This is a genomic window from Pseudomonas sp. NEEL19, from assembly GCF_028751975.1.
GTDB lineage: Bacteria > Pseudomonadota > Gammaproteobacteria > Pseudomonadales > Pseudomonadaceae > Aquipseudomonas > Aquipseudomonas juntendi.
In genome coordinates this window covers 4,607,179-4,630,140 of record NZ_CP081491.1, presented here as the reverse complement: position 1 = coordinate 4,630,140, position 22,962 = coordinate 4,607,179, and the positions used below count along the sequence as shown (strand labels likewise).

Here is a 22,962-nt window from a genome sequence, read left to right as displayed (position 1 = left end):
GCGGCTCGTTGGGTGAACACCGCGCCGGCGCCTACGCTGTAGACTGTAATTCGGCAAAACCGGAGCAGGCCCGATGACCTCCACCCTTCAACTGGAAAGCGCAAGGCTGGTGCTGCGCCAATGGCACGACGATGACCTGCGTGAATTCGCGGCGCTGTGTGCCGACCCGCAGGTGATGCGTTACTTCCCGGCACCGCTCACACGCCTTGAAGCTGCCGCGCTGATTGGCCGGATACGCGGGCACTTCAACGAATACGGTTTTGGTTTGTGGGCGCTGGAGCGCAAGGACAGCGGTGCATTCATCGGCATGACCGGCTTGCTGCAGGTAAACTTTGACGCCGATTTCGCGCCAGCCGTGGAGATTGGCTGGCGCCTGGCCCGGCGTCACTGGGGGCTGGGTTTTGCCAGCGAAGCCGCGTGGACCTGCCTGCGCTGTGCGTTCGCCCAATTGCGCCTGAATGAGGTGGTGTCGTTCACTGCCGAAAGTAACTTGCCATCGCAGAAGGTGATGCAGGCCATCGGCATGCAGCAAGACCTGCGCGGCAGCTTCGAGCACCCGCGCCTGCCCGCAGGCCACCCGCTACGCCCGCATGTGCTGTACCGCATTGACCGTGCGCACTGGGAGCACACCCTGCGCGCCTGAATGCACAGCCATGCTCGGTGCGAATGGCAAACGCTGTATTATTTGCCCATTGAAAGGGCGCTGGGCCGCAAGGGGTTCGGCGCCGGTGAGTTCGAGCGCCGCCCAGGCGGCGCAGCGCGAGCAAGGCTCGCTTCTACGGAGATGCCCCAATGAGTCATGTGTTGGACGACCTGGTCGACCTGTTGAGCCTCGAAGCCATCGAGGAGAACCTGTTCCGTGGGCGCAGCCAGGACCTGGGCTTCCGCCAGCTGTACGGCGGCCAGGTGCTGGGCCAGTCGTTGTCGGCAGCCAGCCAGACGGTCGAAGACGCGCGCCATGTGCACTCGCTGCATGGTTATTTCCTGCGCCCGGGAGACGCCAGCCTGCCGGTGGTGTACTCGGTGGACCGTGTGCGTGACGGCGGCAGCTTCAGCACCCGGCGGGTGACGGCGATCCAGAAGGGCCAGACCATTTTCACCTGTAGCGCCTCGTTCCAGTACGACGAGGAAGGCTTCGCCCACCAGGCGCAGATGCCCGACGTGGTCGGCCCGGAAAACCTGCCTACCGAAGTGGAACTGGCGCGTGCCATGGCAGACCATCTGCCTGAACGCATCCGCGACAAGGTGCTGTGCGCCAAGCCAATCGAGATTCGCCCGGTCACCGAGCGTGACCCGTTCAACCCCAAGCCAGGCGACCCGGTGAAATATGCGTGGTTCCGCGCCGACGGCAACCTGCCCGACGTGCCGGCCCTGCACAAGTACCTGCTGGCCTACGCCTCGGACTTCGGCCTGCTCACCACTGCGCTGGTGCCGCATGGCAAGTCGGTTTGGCAGCGTGACATGCAGATCGCCAGCCTCGACCATTCGCTGTGGTTCCACGGCAACCTGCGTGCCGACCAGTGGCTGCTGTATGCCACCGATAGCCCGTGGGCAGGTAATTCCCGTGGCTTCTGCCGCGGCAGCATTTTCAACCAGGCCGGGCAACTGGTGGCATCGTCGAGCCAGGAAGGCCTGATTCGTCACCGCAAGGACTGGGCATGAGCCTGCAGCAGGTGCGCAACTGGGTGTTCGACATGGACGGCACCCTGACCGTGGCAGTGCATGACTTTGCCGCCATCCGGGAGGCGCTGGGTATCCCTGCCGAAGACGACATCCTTACCCACCTGGCGGCTTTGCCAGCCGACGAAGCCGCGGCCAAGCATGCCTGGCTGCTGGAGCATGAGCGTGAGCTGGCGGAGGCCTCCACCGCGGCGACCGGGGCGGTTGAACTGGTGCGCGAACTGGCTGCGCGTGGTTGCCGGTTGGGGATACTGACCCGCAATGCGCGGGAACTGGCCCATGTGACGCTGGAAGCGATAGGCCTGGCGGACTGCTTCCCGGTAGAGCATGTGCTCGGGCGTGACGAGGCGGCACCGAAGCCGAGCCCGGATGGGTTGCTGAAGATTGCCGCGGCCTGGGGCGTGGCGCCGAGCGAGCTGGTGATGGTGGGTGACTACCGTTTTGACCTGGACTGCGGGCGCGCAGCGGGGGCGCGCACGATATTGGTGAATGTGCCCGATAACCCATGGCCGCAACTGGTGGATTGGCACGCGGTCGATTGCCGGGCACTGCAGGTGATGCTGGGCTGAGTCGATAGCGCGCAGCCCGATCGCGACACAACGCCACTGCTGCAAAGCCCGTGAAGCTTTTGCAACCCATAGACCTGTCTATGCTCATTCCCATTCCTGAAGTTGATACGGAGACCCAACCCATGACCAGCAAGGCCATCTACGTTCAACCTGGCGGCGGCTACGACAAGGTCGAGGTCGGCAACAGCGAGGCTGCGGCCCCCCAGGCCGGCGAGATCACCGTGCGCCTGCACGCCAGCTCCCTGAACTACCACGACTTCGCCGTGGTGAGTGGCATGTGGGGGCCGAGTGAGCGGCGCATCCCCATGGCCGACGGTGCGGGCGAAGTCGTTGCCGTAGGGGCCGGCGTCAGCGAGTTTCAGGTCGGCGACAGTGTCGTCAGTACGTTCTTCCCGGACTGGCTCGATGGCCAGGCCAATGTCGAAGGCTTTGCCCGGGTGCCGGGTGACGGCATCGATGGCTACGCCCGCGAACAGGTCACCGCCCGTGCCACCGCGTTTACCCTGGCACCTTCGGGCTTCAGCCATGCCGAAGCCGCCACCCTGACCACTGCCGGCCTGACCGCCTGGCGCGCGCTGATGTGCGACGACCACCTCAAACCGGGCGACACGGTGCTGGTGCAGGGTACCGGTGGCGTGTCGATCTTCGCCCTGCAGTTCGCCAAGCTGGCAGGTGCCACGGTGATCGCCACCTCGTCCAGCGATGCCAAGCTGGAGCGGCTCAAGGCCTTGGGCGCCGACCACTTGATCAACTACAAGCGCACCCCGGCGTGGGGTGAGAAAGTGCGCGAGCTGACTGCTAACCGCGGTGTCGATCACGTGATCGAGGTGGGTGGCCCGGCCACCCTGGAGCAGTCGATGATCGCTGCACGGATCGGCGGGCATGTGTCGCTGATCGGCATTCTTACCGGCGTGGCCGGGCAACTGCCGCTGGTGCAGGCATTGGTGCGGCAGATTCGCCTGCAAGGGGTGCTGGTCGGCAGCCGGGCGCAGCAGCAGGCGATGGTGCGGGCCATTGATGCCAACGGTTTGCAGCCGGTGGTGGACAAGCACTTCGAGCTGGAGCAGATCGTCGACGCGTTCCGTTACCAGGAGAGCAACCGGCATTTCGGCAAGATCTGCCTGACCTGGTAAGCGCCGGGGCTGCTGTGCCGCAGTTGCCCGTCAATCCGGTAGCAGCCGGTCGCGGCTGTTGGACAGGTGCAGGCACACCGCCGCGCGGGCCGCATCCGGGTCTTGCCGGCGGATGGCATTGAGGATTGCCTCGTGCTCCAGGTTGGCCAGGTATGCCTGCGGTGCCATCTTCGATCCACTGCGCTCGGCTTGGGCCATGCGGTTGCGCGGAATCAAGCCGTTGCCCAGCTGCAGCAGCATCTCGGTGAAATACAGGTTGCCGGTGGCTTCGGCAATCAGCAGGTGAAAACGCCGGTCGGCCTCGATACAAATGTCACCTGCCGCCGCCAGGTCCTGGTAGTCATCCAATGCCTGGCGCATGCGCGCCAACTGCCCTTCATCGCGGCGTAGCGCTGCCAGCGCGGCGGCCTGGCCTTCCAGGCCGATCCGCAGCTCCAGCAAGTCGCGCACATTCGCTGCGCTTTCCGCTGCAATGCGCAACCCGGCCTGGGCTTGGCGCGCCATCACGAAGGTCCCGATACCGTGGCGCGGTTCCACCAGCCCCGAGGCCTGCAACTTCGACAAGGCTTCGCGAACCACCGTGCGGCTGACCCCGTGCTCGCGTACCAAGGTGTTCTCCGACGGCAGTTTGTCGCCGGGCTTGAAGGTGCCCAGGAGAATCTGCTGGGTCAGGCTGGAGACCAGGTCATGTGCGCGGCTGTGGCCGCGTTTGTGCGCGTGATCTGGAAGCATGCTGTGGTCCACCTCTTGTTGTACTTGTATGACAAGTTAATTGCTAAAAATATTTTTTGCCCAATTTTTCGCGAGGCGAGGGTGCATTTGGAGTGCCCGTTTTTGCAAGATCGCAACATATTAGTTTTATTGCAGCTTGTATTTTGCCATTTTGGCGATGTTGTTGATCTTGTCGTACAACTTCTCGGGGCCTATGCTCGTCCCCACTGCCATGTCAGACAACCCCGACCCGCACAAAAACAATTAGTGGGAGATCTACCTGTGAACGACACCCTCGCTCCGTCTGCCCGGAATGAAGGCGACGCGTTGGCCAGCGCCGTGGCCAAGGTCAAGCGCCACGTGCTGCCGCTGTTCGTCATCATGTTCATCGTCAACTACCTGGACCGCGTCAACATCGGCTTCGTCCGCCCGCACCTGGAAAGCGACCTGGGCATCAGCGCTGCGGCCTTTGGCTTTGGTGCCGGGCTGTTCTTCATCGGCTACGCGCTGTTCGAAGTGCCTTCGAACATGCTGCTGCAGAAGGTGGGTGCCCGCTTGTGGCTGACCCGCATCATGTTCACCTGGGGGCTGGTGGCCACGGCCATGGCCTTCGTGCAGAACGAAACCCAGTTCTATGTACTGCGCTTTCTGCTCGGCGTGGCCGAAGCGGGCTTCTTCCCTGGGGTGATCTATTACTTCACCCGCTGGTTGCCGGCGGCCGAGCGCGGCAAGGCAATCGCCATTTTTCTCAGCGGATCAGCGCTGGCTTCGCTGATTTCCGGCCCCTTGGCCGGGGCCTTGATGCAAATCCAGGGGCTCGGCCTGCGCGGCTGGCAGTGGATGCTGTTCATCGAAGGCATGGCCTCGGTGGCGTTGTGCTTCTTCGTGTTCTTCTGGCTCGACTCTAAACCGCAGGACGCCAAGTGGCTGAGCCAGGCCGAGCAGGATGCGCTGGTAGCGACGATCGACCGTGAACAGCAAGCGCGCGAGGCGCTGGGTGCGGCCAAGCCGTCGGCCTGGAGCCTGCTCAAGGACCGCCAGATCGTACTGTTCTGCCTGATCTACTTCTGCATCCAGCTGACCATCTACGCGGCCACCTTCTGGCTGCCGAGCATCATCAAGCGCATGGGCGACCTCAGCGACCTGCAGGTCGGCTTCCTCAACTCCATCCCGTGGCTGATCTCGATCCTGGCCATGTATGCCTTCGCTGCCGGTTCTGCACGTTGGAAGTTCCAGCAGGCCTGGGTGGCAGGCGCCTTGGTGGTCGCGGCCATCGGCATGTTCATGTCCACCACCGGCGGGCCGGTATTCGCCTTTGTCGCCGTGTGCTTTGCCGCCATCGGCTTCAAGTCGGCCTCGTCACTGTTCTGGCCGATCCCGCAGGGCTACCTGGATGCTCGCATCGCGGCGGCGGTGATAGCCCTGGTCAACTCGGTCGGCAACCTCGGCGGCTTCGTTGCCCCCACCACGTTCGGCCTGCTGGAGCAGCAGACCGGCTCGATCCAGGGCGGGTTGTATGGCCTGGCGGTGACTTCGGTGCTGGCGGCAATTGCCATCTTCTTCGTACGCACACGCCCCAAGGGCGCACCTTCCGATAGCCTGAAGGCCCCCGCGGCCCTGGGCCAGACCCACTGACGACTGCGAGACGACAACCATGAATATGCAGACAACACCCGCCGTTCACACCAGCACCCCGGTGGTCACCGACCTGCGCGTGATTCCGGTGGCTGGCCACGACAGCATGCTGCTCAACCTCAGTGGCGCACATGGCCCGTTCTTTACCCGTAACGTGGTGGTACTGCGGGACAGCGCGGGCAACACGGGGCTTGGCGAAGTGCCGGGTGGCGAGAGCATTCGCCAGACCCTGGAAGACGCCCGCAGCCTGGTAGTAGGCCAGCCGATCGGTCATTACCAGCGCGTGCTCAATGCCATGCGCCAGACGTTCGCCAGCCGCGACTCGGCGGGGCGCGGCCTGCAGACCTTCGACCTGCGCATCACCGTGCATGCTGTGACGGCCATCGAGTCGGCGCTGCTCGACCTGCTCGGCCAGCACCTGAATGTGCCCATGGCGGCACTGCTGGGCGAGGGCCAGCAACGTGATGCGGTGAAGATGCTGGGCTACCTGTTCTATATCGGCGACCGCCAGCAGACCGACCTGGCTTACCGCAACGAAGCGGACAGTGACGACGACTGGTTCCGTGTGCGCCATGAAAAGGCCCTGACGCCCGAGGCGGTTGTGCGCCTGGCCGAAGCGGCCAAGCAGCGTTACGGCTTCAGCGACTTCAAGCTCAAGGGCGGCGTGCTGCGGGGGGCAGAAGAAATGGAAGCAGTGACGGCGCTGGCCGAACGCTTCCCCGAAGCGCGCATCACCCTGGACCCCAACGGGGCCTGGTCACTCAAGGAGGCCATCGCCCTGTGTCGCGACAAGCATGATGTGCTGGCCTATGCCGAAGACCCGTGCGGCGCCGAGAACGGCTACTCGGGCCGCGAGGTGATGGCCGAGTTCCGTCGCGCTACGGGTTTGCCCACGGCTACCAACATGATCGCCACCGACTGGCGGCAGATGGGCCATGCGATCCAGTTGCAGTCGGTGGACATTCCGCTGGCCGACCCGCATTTCTGGACCTTGCAGGGCTCGGTGAGGGTGGCGCAGATGTGCAATGACTGGGGGCTTACCTGGGGTTCGCACTCCAACAACCACTTCGATATTTCGCTGGCGATGTTTACCCAGGTGGCGGCTGCCGCGCCGGGTGAGATCACCGCGATCGACACCCACTGGATCTGGCAGGACGGCCAGCGCCTGACCCGTGAGCCGCTGCGCATTGTCGACGGCCATGTGCATGTGCCGGCGCGGCCGGGGTTGGGGGTGGAGCTGGATGAGGATCAACTGGCCAAGGCCCATGAGTGCTACCGCAACATGGGGTTGGGGGCGCGGGATGACAGCGTGGCGATGCAGTTCCTGATTCCGGGTTGGCGCTTTGATAACAAGCGGCCTTGCCTGGTGCGTTGAGGCTGCTGGCCTTTTCGCGGGCTTGCCCGCTCCCACAGGGATTGCACAGGATTTGAAGCCGATGCGATCGAGGTGGGAGCCGGCTTGCCGGCGATAGGGCCGGTACAGGCCATACACAACCAAGTGAAAAACAAAAGCACCCAACGGCCCGATGGCGCGATTGGGCATGCCATGCGCGACATCTGGCGCCAAGGGAAATGCCCTGTCGTGATCGAACAGTTCCGGGGCGTTCTCGTGTAATTTCCCACCGCCCTGCGGGGCTTAAATGAAGCCCGAACCGCACTGACACCTTGCGCTGTGACGCGTGCCAAATATCAACAACAGCATGCGAGCATTGTGTCGACCTACCCAACTCAAAGGAGCTATTTTCGCCTACGCCTGCCCGTCCATCCTTGTGTCAGCAAAAAGAGAACAACATCAATGAACACCGTGGGATCTGATGGCAACCTTGCACAAGGTTTCAAGCCACGACACGTAACGATGCTGTCTATCGCCGGCATCATCGGCGCCGGACTTTTCGTCGGCTCTGGCCACGCCATTGCGGCAGCCGGCCCAGCCACCATAATTTCCTATTTCGTAGCCGGAACCCTGGTGGTTCTGGTCATGCGCATGCTCGGCGAAATGGCCGTGGCGCACCCTGACACCGGATCGTTTTCCACCTACGCCGACCAGGCCATCGGCCGCTGGGCCGGCTACACCATCGGCTGGTTGTACTGGTGGTTCTGGGTACTGGTCATTCCGATCGAGGCGCTGGCCGCCGGGCATGTGCTGAACGCCTGGTTCCCCCAGGTGGACAGCTGGATCTTCGCCTTGGCCTCGGTGCTGTTGCTGGCCGGCACCAACTTGTTCAGCGTGGCCAAGTACGGCGAGTTCGAGTTCTGGTTCGCCATCCTCAAGGTCACGGCCATTCTCGGTTTCATCGGCCTGGGCTTTGCCGCGCTGATGGGCTGGCTGCCCAACCGCGAAGTCAGCGGCCTGAGCGGGCTGATGGCTGACTACGGCGGTTTTGCGCCCAATGGCTGGTCGGCTGTGGTCGGGGCGTTCATTACCGTGATGTTCAGCTTCATCGGCACCGAAGCCGTGACCATTGCGGCTTCCGAGTCCAGCGACCCTTCGCGCAACATCGCCAAGGCTACCCGCTCGGTGATCTGGCGCATCAGTACCTTCTATATCCTCTCGATCTTCGTGATCATCTCGGTGGTGCCGTGGAACGATCCGCAGCTGGCGGTGGTGGGCTCGTATCAACGTGCGCTGGAGATCATGAACATCCCCAACGCGGCATTGATGGTCGACCTGGTGGTGCTGGTGGCGGTAACCAGTTGCATGAATTCGTCGATCTACATCGCATCGCGGATGATGTACTCGCTGGCCAAGCGCGGTGACGCCCCGGCCTTCCTGAACAAGACCTCCAAGGTTGGCGTGCCGCGTGCGGCGGTGTTTGGCAGTACTCTGATCGGGGCCGCCATCGCCATCCTCAACTACTTTGCGCCCAAGGGTGTGTTCGAGTTCCTGCTGGCCAGCTCTGGCGCCATTGCCTTGCTGGTGTACATGGTCATTGCCATCTCGCAGCTGCGCATGCGCCGCCGCCTGGAGCGGGAGAACACCGAGCTGAAGTTCCGCATGTGGCTGTTCCCGTACCTGACCTGGGCGGTGATCATTTTCATTGGCGGGGCGCTGGCGGTCATGATGTACACGCCTGAGCACCGCGCAGAGGTGAGCTCCACATTGGGGCTGGCGATTGTGATCTCCTTCCTGGGCATCGTGACTTCGCGGGGCCATGCGCAACCGGTAGGGGCGCGGTCGATGGGGTGAGTGGGTTCACCCGGGGTCAAGGCAAAAGGCACCTATGGATAGGTGCCTTTTGTTTTTTGCGCTGGGGCAAAGCCGCCGCTTGATGCGCTGCGCCCCGATCAGGGTGCTCGAGTGAAGCCGGTGGCAAGTGACTGCACAGGGTGATGGCAATGTGATATCAAAAAGCCGCTATCACGGAAAATTGTGCATAAAGTTAAAAAACGTATTTTACGCATCTCACCTAGGCGCTGCCCCTCCATTCTGCGCCTTTTTGGCCTGTTTTTTCCCACCAAACCCACGTTTGAACGTTTCGGCGTCAACCGTTCTGCGTACTTAGCCAAATACTGATCAAAGCCACGAATTACAAGGCATTCAAGGCTTTTTGCTAGCCGGTTCTGGCACCTTCGATTCGCCCCGGTATAGGGCTGCTATGAGGGGGGGCTAAGCATCAAAATTATCGCCTTTGCTCTATTTTTCGAATTCCGCTTGACGGGTAGCTTTCGCATAGGCCAGCTCTGCCGTGTGGCACCTAATAGCCTGTTTTTATTGGGTATTTTGAGCGAGTTATCGTGTTGCTTTAGTGTGGCTAGGCCTTCATGCCGGCCTTCGCTTAGCTATTTAGGTGTCAAAGGGGCAGTCACCTGCGTGTCAAAATGCGTCGCACATTGCAGCTATTATCCCAATCTGTCAAAATTTCGCTGTTGCAGCTTTCTAAGTTTTGGATGAAAATGCCGCCGCATGGAGCAAGATATGGATGATCTGGGGGCTATGAACACGTCATGGGGCAGCGGTGCAGGCGCGGATGTGGATGTTCGAGCATTGCGGCGGTACAACCGTTTGCTGGGTGTATTGCTGAACGTTGGCGAGTGGGCGTGCATAGGGCTGCTGCCGTTTGTTGCGGTCGCTGCCATCTGGCTGGTGACGCAAACCAATTTTGAAAATGTCGTGTTCTATGACGGAACCGACTCGATTTGCATTTACGACGGAACGACAGGGGAAATCCGCAATGTCGAGTAAGGAAACCCAACACGGAACCCCTGGTGGTGAAGCGCAGGAGGCTCGGCAGGGCACCGACGAAGACAAGCTGCTGGAACTGGCGCTGGATGAAACGCCTGGTGAAGCCGCAGCCACTGTCCGTGAAGTGAAGCGCCTGCAGCTCGAATGCCTTGACCTCAAACGTCGCAACAAGCGCGTGTGGGGGCAACTGTTGGCGCTGACCTGCGTGTTTGGGGTAACCATCGCTGCGGTGGTGTTCTGGTACCCGAAGTACCGCTGGATCCCCACCACCGATAACCACGCAATCTGTGAAGTCTCGACCGAAAGCAACCCGCGGGTGACCCCGGCAACGTTGGCTGAGTACGCCAAGGATGCGGTGGTCAATTCGTATTCCTACGACTATGTGAACTACCGTTCCAACCTCAATGCTGCGGGTGCCCGCTGGTACACCGACGAGGGGCGCAAGGCCTTCCTCAAAACGCTGGATGACTCCGGCAACCTGGAGCGCGTGCTCAAGGGCCGGATGATTCTGCGCGCCATGGCGACCCAGGTTGCTCAGGTCGAAGAGGCCGGTGTCCTGGCCACTGGGCAGAATTACTGGCTGGTGCAGGTCCCGATTGCCATCGAGTTCTATGTAGGCGGCGACCAGCAACCGCGTTCGCGCCAGGACTTCCTCGCCGCCGTGACCATCGTCCAGATCCCCGCCTCGGCCACCAACACCAAAGGCATTGCCGTCGATTCTGTTCAGCTGTCGCCGTACACCTCAAGGAAGTGACCATGAAGAAGCATCTGATCGCATCGTTGCTTGCGAGCGCTATCGCTTTGCCTGCTTTTGCCGACGAGGCGCAGGTTGCGCCGACCCCCGAGGGTGGCCCAGGGCAGGTCGGCGCCGCACAGGGCAGCGAGGCTCCCCCCCAGCCGCCGATGAATGGTCTTGGCCGGCAAGTGTCCAGTGCGGCTCAAGTGGTCTATCCGCGCCCGGAGGATGTCATCAGCGACACCGTCAACGACGTGCACGACTCGCAACTGACATCGTCGCAAGTCGAGTTGATCAAGCAGCTGTGGCTGGAACGGGAAAAGCAGAAGGCCACGGCCTATGTCAGCCCGCCCAAACCGGTGACTCGCACACTTGCGCTGAACCTAGATCCAGGCGTGTCGCCACCTATCGTGCGCCTGAGCAAGGGCCAGCAGTCGTCGATCGTGTTCTCCGACTATGCCGGTCAGCCATGGATGATCCAGAACGTGTCGATCAACCGCGAACTGTTCAGTGACGGTCGCGAGCAGGGCGCGCAGGGCGGTCAGAACGGCACAGCCGCGCCGACCAACATCCTGACCCTGGACCCTGCCACTGCAGCGGCCTATGGCAATGTCACCGTGACCCTGCGTGGCCTGGCAACACCGATCATCCTCATCCTCGCTGCCGGGCAGGAAGAAGTGGACATGCGGGTCGATGCCAAGGTACCGGGCCGCAACCCGGACGCGGCAGCGAGTGTGGCAATGCTGCGCATGCCGTCGATTGACGAAGCGCTGACTTACTTCCTGGATGGCGTTCCGCCGAAAGAGGCCAACCGCCTGAAAGTGACCGGCCTGGAAGGCGTGGAAGCCTGGAGTTATGGCCCGAACATGTACGTGAAAGCCAAGGCTGACGCGCAATACCCGGCTTACACCAACGCTGCGCGGAGCACCACCGGTGTGGCGGTGTATCGCTACGCAGGGCTGCAGAACAGTGTCACGTTCACGACTGGCGGGCAGGCCGTAACCGTCTTCATCGAGCAAGGGAATCTGCAATGAGTGATAACAACATGCCGCCGAACGACTCTGGCTTCGATGAAGAGGACGAGCACTTGGTCGCCGAGCGCCACGGGGAAGCCGGCGAGCAGGGGAACAAGGCACGCAAGTCAGATGAGATGCGGCGCAACCTGCAGGCGGTGTTCGGTTCTGGTGTTGGCAAGGTCTCGCTGATTGCTGCCGGGTTGGTCGTGCTCGCGTTAGGCGCCCTGGCTTACAACGGCATGTCTTCGAAAAGCGCGCCCACTGGCAAGGCGTCCACGGTGGACGTGCCGAATGCGCCGCAACCCGAAGTCTCGATCGACCCTATCTCCGCGACCGAAGCAGAGCGCCGTGCGCAGCGCAGCTCGCTGGAGGCCGAGCAGGCAGCCGAACGCGGGATGTCATACCAGCCTGGCTTCGACCCCAACATCGTGCAGTCCACGGGCAGGGACGCTGCCCGTGGCCAGAGTGCTCAGTTCAATGTCCCAGGGCAGCCGTACGTTGATGGCAGCCAGCAGCAGCCCGAGATTTACATCGGTGCTGGCCAACCGCCGCGTCAAACCCTGCAAGTTGCGCAGCAGCCCGGGGCAGCCAACGCTCAGGCGCTTGAGCAGGAACGCAGGCGTCTGGAAGAGGAGCTGAAAAAAGCCGAGGAGCAACGCGACCAATATGTCAGTGAGCTGAAAAGCGAAACGCTGAAGTCGATCAAGCAGTTGATGGGCGAATCGGAGAGCGCTAAAGGCTTCGCGGAGAAAAGCAGCTTCAGCACCGTCAGCTACTACCCGGTCGAACGCCCCGCCAGCAGTGCTATGGCCACTGCGGCACGCGCCACCAAGGACGACAAGGATCCCAATGCCATTGAGGCTGTGGGTGACACCGACCGGACCATGCTGATCAAGACCGGCACCATCATGTATGCCACGCTGGACTCCGAGATCAACACCGATGATGGCGGCGATGTACTGGCCACCATTCGCGGTGGCAAGTGGAATGGCTCGAAGCTGATCGGCAAGATCGAGCAGGCCCCGGACAACATCCGCGTCAAGTTCACCATCCTCGCGCCGCCGGTGAACGACCCTCGCCCGACGATGCGCATCAGCGCTGTGGCACTGCGTGAGGATGATGCCAAGCAGGGCATTGCCGAAACCAAGGATCACCACACCATGGAGCGCTACTTCGCCCTGGGGGCGGCTTCGCTGCTGTCGGGCTATGGGCGGGCTTATCAGCAGACGGCGGGAACCACGGTCATCAGCCCGAGTGGTGTGGTGGCACAGACCACTACCGAGCCTTCGACCAAGCAGGTGATCGGCTCGTCGGTGGGGGAAATGGGCACCGCGATCGCTTCGGAAGTGCGCCGTGGCTTCAACCGCCCAGCCACCTATGCAACGCCTGCGAACAAAGGCTTTGGCCTGTTCTTCCTGCAAGACGTTCACGATCAATCTCGATAAGGAGTTCGACATGAAGAACTGGTCGTTCGGAAAACTCATCGGCGTTTTCGCCGGCAGCTTCCTGGCGCTCATCGTGCTCGCCGTGGTCGTGATCAAGGCGACTTCCTCGCCCGCGGCAAAGGCCAAGCGCGTGACGCAGAGCCAGGCACAAATGGCGCAGCCGGCACGCATGGATGTGCTGAGCATTGAGCTGGCCAAGTCCCGTGAGCAGGCCCAGGCGGCGCTGCAGGCTCAGGAAAACAGCGAAAAGCAGCTGAAGATCGTCCGTGAGGAGTCGCAGCGCAATACCCAGCTGTTGCTGAGCCAGATCAAAGCCCTGGATACCACCCTGTCGAGCCTGCAGCAACGGATGGGGGCGTACGAGAACAGCCGCCAGCATGTCGAGGTGATCAAGCCCCCGCGCAGGGAGCCGGCGCCAGCTGCCGCACAAAGTTATGCCAAACGTGCGCACCCGATCCCCCAATCCACGGGTTACAAGGTGCAGGCGGTGGTTGGGCACCGGGCCTGGGTCAAGCACGGCGAAGGTGAAGACAGCGTCAAGGCCGGAGACCCGTTGCCGCCGGCCCAGCGTGAACTGAAAGTACTGGCGGTCGATCGCGACAGCGGCATCGTCGTTACTTCACCCGCTCTTTAAACAGGAACGTTGTCATGGCAGCCGGATTTGCCGATCTAGTGGATGTAATGGTCAATGTCGGGAAAGTCATCCCGACGGCGATCATGATGTGCCAGGGAATTGCCGTGCTCATCGGTCTCTATCTGACCGGCGCGGCGTTGATCGAGTTATGGGGCGTTACCCATGACAATGCATTGAAATATGTGGCCGGGCGACAGCGCTTTTCTATCGGCTCTGCCTGTGTGCAGTTAGTGATCGGCTCTATCTTGCTGGCGATCGGTACGCTGGAATGGATGGGCATCATGTCGCGCACCCTGACCGGGGATTATGCAAACTCGCGCATGTTGTCGTATTCCTCGACCGGCACCACATTGCAAGAGCAGGCACAGCTGGCGACGTTGGCACTGCTCGGCATTATGCAGGTTGTTGGTTTCATCGCCATGGTGAAAGGGTGGTTGACGATAAACGGTTATTACAACAACCAAACTCAAGCCGGCCTCGGTACTGCCTTTGGTTGGATTATCGGGGGTGTGCTGGCGTGGAACTTCAAGTGGTTTAGCGATGTACTCAACAACACAATCGGATTCAATCTGGTTGGCCTATTCACGCCGTGGTCGTAACGGCTTTTTGAAATATGAAATACAAGGAGCGTCACTCATGAAAGCACTCAAAACTCTGAAAGCTGCGTACGATTCGGCCAAAGTTCGTGCAACCACCGCTGTGATCGGTGCTCTGGCGGCGCCCTCGGCGTTTGCCATCGACAAAACCGACCTGACCCAGGACAAGTCTGGCGGCAAAACCGCTAGCGACGTCATGACCAACATCGATGACACTGCTCAGGGCGGCGCCACGCTGCTGATCTCGCTGGTTTCGGTAGGGGGTTTCGTGGTGGTCGCCATCTCCCTGTACACCCTGTGGAAAGCCTCCAAAGATGAGCGTGAGAAGCCGATGTCGGCCATTGTCGGCCTGTTCATCGGCGGCCTGATGGCGGGTGTCGGTACTGTGATGTGGATCATGCGCAACACGCTGGTCAACTGAACCTGCGTCGTTGACTCCAAGGCGGGGCGCAAAGCCCCGCATTTCAAGCACAGTTTCGGGGGTATTCGGACGTGAGCCAAACAAACGCTTCTGCGCGGGGGGAGCACACGGTGCCCACCCTGTCGGGTGGTTATCTCTGCCGAACGGCCAATCAACCAGTCTTTGGTGTGCGCCGGCCGCTGTGGCGCTCTGATGATGACCAACGCAAACTGTTCAGCGCCGAGTACAGCAAGCTTCGCACTTCGGTGTGGCAGCGCGACAACTACACTTGTCGCTACTGCGGGTTCAAGTCTGCCAAGTATCAGGAGCTTCATGCCCTGGATGGCAACCCCGATAACTGCACCAAGGAAAACCTGGTGACGGCCTGCAACCTGTGCCGTCAGGTTCATCACCTCGGCGCCTGCGCCATGAATGACACCGGTTTTTTCGTCGCCGTCCAGGAGATGACGCAAACCGAGATCAACCATATTGCCCGCTGTATCTACGTGAACGAATTACTGGATAACGTTGCGGTCAATGAGAAGTTTGCCAGCCTGCTGGCGGCTTTCAAGTTTCGTGGCAATGACACGCTCAAAGCAATATTTGGTGGCGAAGTCGTTACCGTGCTGAGTGTCGCGGAAACACTCGCGAGCAAACAACTGGTCAGCGATGAAGATTATGCCAGGCGCGCCCAATGGCTGGCGCCCCTGCGGCTGTTTCCCACCAAGAACGCCTTCAAAGATGGCCAACTTGAATATTATGCGGCCCATAACCGCTCGCTGTTCCTACCCGATAACTGGTCGGTATTGAGCGGCCAGTTACTGAAGAATTTTGTTTGATGCAGCTGCACCAGCAACTGCTCAGTCTCGCCGTTGAGAGCGTTGGCAAGGGAGAACAAGGAAATGTTTAACAAACTCGAGGCGGTGATCCTGACAGTGCTGAGTCAGCTCAAGGCTGACGTACAGGACTATTGCGACCTGGAAACCGTTGATGGTGGGCAGGCCATCGTCGCCAACGACGGTTCGTTGGCATCCATCGTGCGCTTCAATGGCACCAAGAGCGTGCTCGGGCGCGAGCAGTTCGAGCGCCTGGTCAGCCTGTTGGAAGCGTCGCTCTCGGTGTACTTCAAGGTGCGCGGCCATCACCTGCAAATTGTCTTCAGCCGGGACCTGGATGCCACCGCGCCGCTGGAGCAGAACGCGCTGCAGCAGGCAGCCACCGCCGAGCGGCTGAATCTCAACGTGCGGCACCTGATCAACGAAGGGGTGAGCAAGTACGCCCAGTATGTGTATGACGAAGAGTGCTACCTGGTGTTCTGGTCGCGGCCTGCGCTGCTTGATCAGACCGAAAGGTCGATGGCGCGCGAGGCATTGAACGAATTCAGGAAACAGTCGCAGTGGCCGGCCACCGCGGAGGCGCAGAACCTGCTGCGGCCGATTTCCTATCTCAAGGACCGCCACCTTTCCTTCGTCACCAAGATCTCCGAAGACCTGACGTCCCCCGAGTTCGGTTGCTCGGCGGATATACTGGATGTCAGCGAAGCCATTCGCGCCATCCGCGCCAAGGTGAACCCAGACATCACCCCGCGTACCTGGAAGCCTTATATCCCTGGCAGTGCCATCCCCATGCGTTGGAAGACCAGTGGGCGAAGCGGCGACATGTCCGAGTTCATGTACCCTACGCTGCCTAGCCAGATCATGGTGACTTCAGCTGAAATCGGGAGCGGCGAGCGCACCAGCCTGTTGCCAGACCCGACCAGTGTGCGGGTCGGCTCGCGTGTGTACGCACCCTTGCTCATGTCGATTCCGCCAGCGGAGCCGCAATACTTCAACACTTTGTTCAACAGCTTGAACCGCGCTGAAACCCAGGAAAACGGTGTGTCACGCGCGTTGCCGTACTCGGTGTCGTTCATGCTGTCTTCCGACGGCATGAGTGTGCTGGCCTGGAAGAGTCTGTTCGCCCAGTTGCTGTCGGTTACCTCCGAACAGAACCGCAACATCAACCTTGCCACCAAGGAGCTGCGCGAGCGGGTGCGTGATGGTGAGTGCATGGTCAAGCTGCAAGTGGCGGCGATGACCTGGGCCAGTCCGGACGAGAAGGGCGTGAAGGAACTGGCCCTGCGCAAGTCCAAGCTCTGGCGCACCCTGGAAGCCTGGGGGCAGCCCGTGTTCATCGAGCGAACCGGCAACCCGATGCAGGCATTTCAGTCCAACTGCCTGGCCCTGACCACCAAGCACCTCGGCGACCCGGCCGCCGCGCCGCTGGGCGATGCGGTGGCCATGCTGCCGCTGACGCGGCCGGCCTCGCCGTTCCAGGAAGGTTCGACGATCTATCGCAGCCTGGATGGCAAAATCCTCAAGTACCAGCGCTTTTCATCGCAACAGACCACGTGGATCACCCTGATCGCCGGCAAGCCCGGTTCGGGCAAGTCGGTGCTGATGAACAACAACCACTTCGAGTCGTGCCTGATGCCAGGGCTGACCGGGTTGCCCTACATCGGCATCACCGATATCGGTATTTCTTCGTCCGGTTTCTGCGACCTGGTGCGCGATAACCTGCCACAGCGGCTGCACCACCTGGTGGTGTACAAACGTTTGCAGAATGCCCGCAAGGACTGCATCAACCCCTTGGACACTCCGTTGGGCCAACGTTACCCGCTCCCAAAGGATCGCGAGTTCAACAAGAACTTCCTGACCATCCTGGTTACCCCGCCTGAACGTGAAAAGCCCTATGAAGGCATGAGCAACTTCGTCGGCCGCATGGTCGATCTGGCGTACCGGCGCAAGGATGACAAGATCGAGCGGGCCAGCCCGGAAACCTACAAGCCTGGGCACAATGACGTGGTCGACGATGCCGTGGCGAAGCTGGGTTTGCGCATTCTGCCAGCCACTACCTACTGGGAGCTGGTCGATGCAATGTTCGATGCAGGCATGGTGTATGAGGCGGAAGTTACCCAGCGCTACGCGGTTCCCACCCTCAACGACCTGGTCGCGGTTGCTTCAACCGAAGAGGTGCGCGCCGAGTACGAAGGCTCTGGTGAGGTCGGGCGCAGCCTTGTCGATGCTTTCATCCTGGGTATTCGCGAGGCGGTAGGCGATTTCCCGGTGTTTGCCGACCATACCCGCTTCGATGTCGGCAGTGCCCGCATCGTGGCGCTGGACCTGCAGGACGTGGCCCTGCAGGGCTCTGCCTCGGCCAAGAAACAGACCGCGTTGATGTACATGATCGCGCGCCAGTGCTTCATGAAGAAGGTGGCCTTCTCGAAGGAGGACTTCCCGTTTTTCACCGAGAAATACTTGCCGTTCTACGAGCGCCTCGTGGCCGACCTGGTGGACGAATACAAGGTCATGTGCATGGACGAGTTCCACAAGACCGGTGGCCATGTGGGTCTGCAAGAGCAGATGCAGACCGATGGCCGTGAGGCGCGCAAGTGGAACATGGAGATCATCCTGGCTTCGCAGTTGATGGAAGACTTCGGCCCGCTGACCAAGATCGCCACGGCCACCTTCATCCTCGATTCGGGCACCAAGGAAACCCGTGACTGGCTGCGCAAGAACATCGGCCTTTCCGACACCGAGGAGCATGCGTTGGTCAATTTCGTGCACGGTGCGAACAAGCACGGCTGTACCTTCCTGGCCCGCTTCGAAACCAAGAACGCCACCTACAGCCAGCTGTTCACCATGTCGGCCGGGCCGATGCGCCTGTGGGCACTGACGACCACCGCCGAGGACCGCAAGCTGCGGACCATGCTCTACGAGCACATGCCGCGCCCCGACGCCCTGGCGCTGCTGGCCCGGCGTTTTCCGTCCGGGGGGTGCAAGGACATGGTCGAGCGGTTGAAGCGCGAGACGTTCAAGGACGTCGAGTTCGTCGATGACGACATGGAGCAGTCGGTGATTGCGCGGATCGCCAAGGACCTGGTAGCTGACTACATCAGCGCCAGTGCATTCGAAGACGTAGTGTAGGGAGTGACAGATGGCTCAGTACAAGGGCGCATCCCGTCAGCATGAAATCAACAGCAGCCGCCGGCGCAAGGACACTCGCCTGGCCGGGCAGCGCTTCAGTGATTTCTTCCAGTCGGCCGATGGTGCGGTTTTCGGAACGTTCGCGCTGCCGGTGCTGGCGCTGGTGTTGATCAAGGTCCCGTTCTCCGGTGAGCTGCTGTTACTGCTGGCCTGGGCGTTCAAGCGCAAGTTCGTTGACGTCGACCATCGCACTTTCGACTTCCCTTACCGTGTGCCCAAGTTGGCGAACGTCAATGACGGCTCGTACAAGGGCAAGAAGAAAGGCGAAGGCGTGACCCTCTTCGGTAACGACCTGGAAAGCAAAGAGCAGATCTACGCCGGCGACAGTGACCTGCGCACCCACCAACTGGTGCTGGGAACCACCGGCTCGGGCAAGCCGCAGCCCAAGCATGCCAAGGTGCTGACGCCAGCCGGCTGGGTCGAGATGGGCCGTATCCGGGTCGGTGACAGTGTGTGCACCCCCGATGGAAAGCAGGCTGCGGTGCTGCGGGTGATCGAACAGGGTGTTCAGCCGATCTGGACCGTTGCCACGCGCGATGGGCGGCGGGCGCAAGCCACGGGCGATCACCTGTGGCGGGTCCTTGCTCGCGGGCAGGATGGAAGTGAAGAGGCGCACACCCTGACCACCGACGGCATCCGTGAGTTGATGGCGCGTGGCGTTGTGGTGATGCTGCCCAAGGTGCGCAAAAAGCGCGGTTCTGCCAAGTTCAATGGCTGGGCCGAGGTCTGGAAAGTGACCGCTGCGGGCCGCGCGCCGTGCCAGTGTATCGAGATTGATCACCCGCACCACCTGTACATCACCGACGACAGCCTGGTGACCCACAATACCGAGCTGCTGCTGGGTATCGTGTTCAACGCCCTGGTGCAGAACACCGGCTTCATCTACGTCGATGGCAAGGGCGACCCCAAGCTGCAGAAAGAGATTTTCCGCCTTTCGCGCTACCTGGGCCGCGAAGATGACCTGCTGATCATCAACTTCATCACCTCGGGGCGCGACTTCGTCGAGAAGCAGGTCGACAAGGTCACCAACAACATGAACATGATGGGCAATACCTCATCTGGCATGTTGATCGAGCTGATCGTCTCGCTGATGGATGACTCCGGTGGCGGCGGTGACATGTGGAAGGGGCGGGCAATCATGTTCGTGGCGGCGCTGACGCGGCCGCTGACCTACCTGCGCGACAAGGGTTTCATCAACCTGTCGCCGGAAAAGTACCTGGAATATTTCGAGCTGAACGTTATCGAGGACCTGGTGTGGGAGCATGGCGGGAAATACGGCGAGATGTTCGACGTGATCGTGGCGCCACTGCGCTCCTACCTGCTGACATTGCCCGGTTATCAGAAGGCAAAGTTCAAGAAGCAGGAGACCAAGACCCTGGAGCAGCACGGCTACATCGTCATGCAGCTGGGGCGGATCTTCAATGACCTGACATTCAATTACGGCCATATCTTCAAGACCCGCGTCGGCGACGTGGACTTCTACGATGTGGTGATCAACCGCCGCTTGCTGGTGGTACTGCTGCCGGCGCTGGAGCGCGCCCCGGACAGCATGCGCATGCTTGGCAAGATGATCGTCGGCAGCATCAAGCAGATGATGGCCGGTTGCCTGGGTAACCGGGTCGAGGGCGTAGTGCGCGAGATTATCGACAGCCGGCCAACCGGCTCGAAGTTCCCCTTCTACACCATCCTGGACGAATACGGCTATTACGCTGTAGTCGGGTTCGCCGTTGCCCCGGCCCAGGCGCGCAGCCTTGGCTTCAGTGTGACCTTTGCTGCACAGGATTTCTCCTCGTTGAAGAAGTCCAGTGCCGAAGAGGCGGACGCCACCTGGGAGAACACCAACATTCGCGCTGTCGGCCGCCTGACCTCGGGCACTGAGTCGGAAACCTGGCGGCGCGTGCAGGGCGCCGCAGCGGAATCCGCGCAGGCCATGCTGGGCAGTTTCGAACGCACAGCAGGCAATGAAAAGTTGCGGCAATCGGACAATATCGCCATCGAGCAACGCAGCCGCTTGAACTACGATGACGTGGCCATGCAGGAGAACGGCGAGTTCACCTTCCTGATTGGCAAGAAAGCGCAGAATGGCAAGACGGGTGGCGTGGCGCTTATCCGCGGCCTGGGCTTCTACACGGCCGGGCCGGCACCCAAGGAAATGCGCATCAACGATTTCATCCCGGTCGAGCCGCCCGAACCGTCGGACCTGCCGCAGAACCGGCAGTCGCGCCAGGCATTCGTCGACAGTCTGAAGGATGGTTCCTTCGCCAGCAGAGTACGCGCTGTCGTCAAAGGTGACCCTACCTTCGCCCGCATGCACAGTGTTTTCGAGCACAACTATGCCGACCCGGACCGGCCCTTGCTCGGCCGCCAGGAGACTTCGTTCGGCGTGCTTGGCGCGTATTTGTCCGGTGACCTCAAACAGTCGGCACCCAGCGCCCCACTGATAGAGCCACCTCAGCCCAAGGCCCCCGAGCAGTTGCCTGCGGCTACGGGCCCAGCCCCGCAGCTTGACCCCCTGGGCCCGGAAGCCATCCAGGCCTGCATCCTGGCGGTCGCGGACCAGCTGGCAGTGCCCCCGGTGGCGCCAGCGGTAGCGGTAGTTGACGAGCAGGCGCTAGACGATGAATGGGCGCGCGAACTGGCCATTGCCTTGCCGCAGCAGATGCTCGACATGCAGCTGATGGCAAGCGGCGGGGGCTTTGCCTCGCTTTCGGATAAATGGGCGGCGCAAGAACGTATCGAGCAGGCTTGTGCAGAGATTGCCCGGCAAACCGCTTACAACGTAGCGCCCGAACCTGCAGCCCAAAGCGTGGCAGGGATGCGGGAGCGGCTTGATGAGCTGCAGGAACAGTGCCGCGTGCTGATGAAGGAGCGACCCCAGGACTAGTTGCAGGCAACGTGATCAGCGGCCGGAGTGGGCATTATTGTTTGTCATAAATTGACGACGATAGATATCTCACAGATAATCAGAAATCAGAATGTTTGCATGCTAGGGTGAGGCGATGGGGTTGTTCAGTTCAGGGAAGAAGGCCGCGAAGTTCGCGTTTGTCACCATGCCCATGGCGGCGCTGGGGGTGAACCAACTGCGCATGGGCAACCAGCACATCAAGGCACTCTGGCGTTCCAGCTTCAGCCCTGCTTGCCCGGAGTGCGAGCGGGGCGTGCTGCTAAAGGCGGAGGATGACCCGCAAGCGTTCGAGCAGGTACCCAAAGGCAAGATGCGCGTGCTGCACCGTTGGGGCTGCAACAACTGCGACTTCGCTTTGCTCGAAGAGGATGATGTCAAGCAGGTCAAGGCGCATGCTGCCCGCTACCGCAACGAGCGCGTTAAGGCGCAGCTGACCAGCATCGAGCGCGACGAGATCGACCGCATTGCCCGGAGCCATCAGTTGCACTCCAGGGCGTTTTTCATTGCCAGCGTCATTGCCGCTGCCGGGTTCATCTACATGCTGGCCAGCGGTGCGGGCATTCTGATTGCCCTCAACTGGTTGTCGATCGGCTTCGCGCTGTGGATCTTCGGTATGAAGAAGTCCTACCGCAGTTGGCAGGTGTCGAGCGGCCAGCTGTTTGTCGAGGGCGCTTTCTGGTTCTGGTTTCAGCACCAGAAATGGATCATCTGACCATGGCGCATAATCGATACCGGTGGCTGTTTGCTCTGCTTGTGTGCGGCACTGTGCAGGCAGGGGCAGATGACTTTTACGCCGTGCGCCCGGCCGATATCGCCTGTGTCGTCCAGGCGGCCCAGCGCCAGGGTGTGCCGGCCAACGTGCTGCTGGCCATCTCGAGCAAGGAAAGCGGCAAGAACGGCCAGAGCGTGTCGAACCGCAACGGCACCTTCGACCTCGGCCACTTCCAGATCAATACCACCCACTGGGGCCCGAAAGGCGTGTTCGCTTCGTACCCGGCGATCACCAAGTCTGATGTTGCCTGGCGCGGTTGTTACAACGCCGAACTGGCGGCCTGGCTATTGCGCCAGAAGCTCGACGAGAACAACGGCCAGGACTTCTGGACGCGAGCTGCCAACTATCACTCGCGAACCCGCAAATTCAACGACATCTACAAGAAGGACCTGATCCCGCTGGCGGTCAAATGGGGCAAGTACCTGGAACGACAGCGCAACGCACGTCTGGTGGTGAGCTACCAGTAAGGTCGGCCGCCACAGGGTGCCGATGCATCCGGGCACCCGTTGCCCCCGGTCGATG

General features: G+C 61.2%; 20 protein-coding genes. 19 read left to right on the top strand and 1 reads right to left on the bottom strand.

The window, feature by feature from the left end:
* The first annotated feature begins 73 nt into the window (after positions 1 to 73).
* The 4 genes from K4A76_RS20580 (at position 74) to K4A76_RS20565 (ending at position 3,382) form a co-directional block, all read left to right on the top strand.
* Positions 74 to 643, top strand: coding sequence for a GNAT family N-acetyltransferase (locus K4A76_RS20580; protein WP_009681789.1), 570 nt, complete (start codon positions 74 to 76; stop codon positions 641 to 643).
* Positions 644 to 792: 149 nt separating this feature from the next.
* The gene (gene tesB / locus K4A76_RS20575; RefSeq protein WP_009681790.1) at positions 793 to 1,662 is read left to right on the top strand and encodes an acyl-CoA thioesterase II; all 870 of its coding nucleotides are present in this window, start codon (positions 793 to 795) and stop codon (positions 1,660 to 1,662) included.
* Complete coding sequence (locus K4A76_RS20570) at positions 1,659 to 2,249, top strand: HAD family hydrolase (protein WP_274411050.1); 591 nt, start codon at positions 1,659 to 1,661, stop codon at positions 2,247 to 2,249. Before tesB ends, K4A76_RS20570 begins: the two co-directional genes overlap by 4 nt.
* 122 nt (positions 2,250 to 2,371) lie before the next feature.
* Entirely contained in the window at positions 2,372 to 3,382 is a 1,011-nt protein-coding gene (locus tag K4A76_RS20565; RefSeq protein ID WP_274411049.1) for a zinc-dependent alcohol dehydrogenase family protein, read from the top strand.
* 30 nt (positions 3,383 to 3,412) lie between these two features.
* Here K4A76_RS20565 and K4A76_RS20560 read toward each other — a convergent pair whose 3' ends face one another.
* A complete protein-coding gene (locus K4A76_RS20560) occupies positions 3,413 to 4,114 on the bottom strand; it encodes a FadR/GntR family transcriptional regulator (RefSeq protein WP_274411048.1) in 702 nt (233 codons plus the stop codon).
* A 261-nt stretch (positions 4,115 to 4,375) separates the two neighbouring features.
* On the opposite strand from K4A76_RS20560, the gene K4A76_RS20555 reads away from it, so the two are divergent.
* The 15 genes from K4A76_RS20555 to K4A76_RS20485 all read left to right on the top strand — a co-directional run bounded on the left by K4A76_RS20555 (position 4,376) and on the right by K4A76_RS20485 (position 22,907).
* On the top strand, positions 4,376 to 5,728 hold the full coding sequence (locus K4A76_RS20555; protein ID WP_274411047.1) for an MFS transporter: 1,353 nt from the start codon (positions 4,376 to 4,378) through the stop codon (positions 5,726 to 5,728).
* A gap of 19 nt (positions 5,729 to 5,747) precedes the next feature.
* On the top strand, positions 5,748 to 7,103 hold the full coding sequence (gene gudD, locus K4A76_RS20550; RefSeq protein WP_033690099.1) for a glucarate dehydratase: 1,356 nt from the start codon (positions 5,748 to 5,750) through the stop codon (positions 7,101 to 7,103).
* A 420-nt stretch (positions 7,104 to 7,523) separates the two neighbouring features.
* Positions 7,524 to 8,915 (top strand): GABA permease, encoded by a 1,392-nt coding sequence (gabP, locus tag K4A76_RS20545; RefSeq protein WP_054882033.1) that lies wholly within the window; start codon positions 7,524 to 7,526, stop codon positions 8,913 to 8,915.
* A gap of 729 nt (positions 8,916 to 9,644) precedes the next feature.
* Complete coding sequence (locus tag K4A76_RS20540; protein ID WP_274411046.1) at positions 9,645 to 9,911, top strand: hypothetical protein; 267 nt, start codon at positions 9,645 to 9,647, stop codon at positions 9,909 to 9,911.
* A complete protein-coding gene (locus K4A76_RS20535) occupies positions 9,901 to 10,665 on the top strand; it encodes a DotI/IcmL family type IV secretion protein (protein ID WP_110676587.1) in 765 nt (254 codons plus the stop codon). The genes K4A76_RS20540 and K4A76_RS20535 overlap by 11 nt, the downstream gene beginning before the upstream one ends.
* A gap of 2 nt (positions 10,666 to 10,667) precedes the next feature.
* On the top strand, positions 10,668 to 11,681 hold the full coding sequence (locus tag K4A76_RS20530; protein ID WP_274411045.1) for a DotH/IcmK family type IV secretion protein: 1,014 nt from the start codon (positions 10,668 to 10,670) through the stop codon (positions 11,679 to 11,681).
* Positions 11,678 to 13,108, top strand: coding sequence for a DotG/IcmE/VirB10 family protein (locus K4A76_RS20525; protein ID WP_110676585.1), 1,431 nt, complete (start codon positions 11,678 to 11,680; stop codon positions 13,106 to 13,108). Before K4A76_RS20530 ends, K4A76_RS20525 begins: the two co-directional genes overlap by 4 nt.
* A 10-nt stretch (positions 13,109 to 13,118) precedes the next feature.
* Positions 13,119 to 13,742: a hypothetical protein gene (locus K4A76_RS20520; protein ID WP_274411044.1), complete on the top strand. Its 624-nt coding sequence runs from the start codon at positions 13,119 to 13,121 to the stop codon at positions 13,740 to 13,742.
* Between the two features lie 14 nt (positions 13,743 to 13,756).
* Positions 13,757 to 14,341, top strand: a complete 585-nt coding sequence (locus tag K4A76_RS20515; protein ID WP_110676583.1) for a type IV secretion protein DotIE — start codon at positions 13,757 to 13,759, stop codon at positions 14,339 to 14,341.
* A 37-nt stretch (positions 14,342 to 14,378) separates the two neighbouring features.
* The gene (locus K4A76_RS20510; RefSeq protein ID WP_110676582.1) at positions 14,379 to 14,759 is read left to right on the top strand and encodes a hypothetical protein; all 381 of its coding nucleotides are present in this window, start codon (positions 14,379 to 14,381) and stop codon (positions 14,757 to 14,759) included.
* Positions 14,760 to 14,869: 110 nt separating this feature from the next.
* A complete protein-coding gene (locus tag K4A76_RS20505; RefSeq protein WP_274411043.1) occupies positions 14,870 to 15,577 on the top strand; it encodes an HNH endonuclease in 708 nt (235 codons plus the stop codon).
* Positions 15,578 to 15,640: 63 nt separating this feature from the next.
* Positions 15,641 to 18,703 carry a type IV secretion protein DotO gene (locus tag K4A76_RS20500; RefSeq protein WP_110676580.1) on the top strand — a complete coding sequence of 1,021 codons (3,063 nt, stop codon included), beginning with the start codon at positions 15,641 to 15,643 and terminating at the stop codon, positions 18,701 to 18,703.
* Positions 18,704 to 18,713: 10 nt separating this feature from the next.
* Positions 18,714 to 21,647, top strand: a complete 2,934-nt coding sequence (locus K4A76_RS20495) for a TraM recognition domain-containing protein (RefSeq protein ID WP_274411042.1) — start codon at positions 18,714 to 18,716, stop codon at positions 21,645 to 21,647.
* A 115-nt stretch (positions 21,648 to 21,762) separates the two neighbouring features.
* Positions 21,763 to 22,380, top strand: coding sequence for a hypothetical protein (locus K4A76_RS20490; protein ID WP_110676578.1), 618 nt, complete (start codon positions 21,763 to 21,765; stop codon positions 22,378 to 22,380).
* 2 nt (positions 22,381 to 22,382) lie between these two features.
* Positions 22,383 to 22,907, top strand: coding sequence for a transglycosylase SLT domain-containing protein (locus K4A76_RS20485; RefSeq protein ID WP_110676577.1), 525 nt, complete (start codon positions 22,383 to 22,385; stop codon positions 22,905 to 22,907).
* Positions 22,908 to 22,962 lie beyond the last annotated feature (55 nt).